Below are 285 nucleotides of genomic sequence, written 5' to 3' on the forward strand. Positions count from 1 at the left end.
TTATGGATAAAATCCACCATTATTTGTGTGGGCGGTCGAGCTCCGCCTGGGCGAAAAAAGCGGCTGCTTTACGTAGAATTTCATTGGCGCGTTGCAGTTCTTTATTTTCGCGTTCGAGTTGTTTGATACGTTCTTGGTCTGAAAGCTGCTGTACTTTAACTGGATTTTGTTTATCTAAATATTTTTGATACCAAACACGTAGTGTTTCAGGAGTACAACCCTTGCGCAGTATACTGCTCAGGGAGCAATAGCGGTGATCGCAGCCCAATTCGATGGATAATCTTT

The 285-nt window shown here is 43.2% G+C and carries 1 pseudogene and 1 other annotated feature; the pseudogene reads right to left on the reverse strand.

Going from position 1 to position 285, the window contains the following annotated elements:
- Window positions 1–62 (reverse strand) — a sequence feature (AL1L pseudoknot). This feature is flagged as partial in the annotation.
- Window positions 1–285 (reverse strand): annotated as a pseudogene (locus GVV58_RS15350) (IS3 family transposase); the annotation flags it as partial. It overlaps the preceding feature by 62 nt.

The sequence above is a fragment of the Acinetobacter sp. 18QD2AZ41W genome (assembly GCF_009829025.1).
GTDB lineage: Bacteria > Pseudomonadota > Gammaproteobacteria > Pseudomonadales > Moraxellaceae > Acinetobacter > Acinetobacter pseudolwoffii.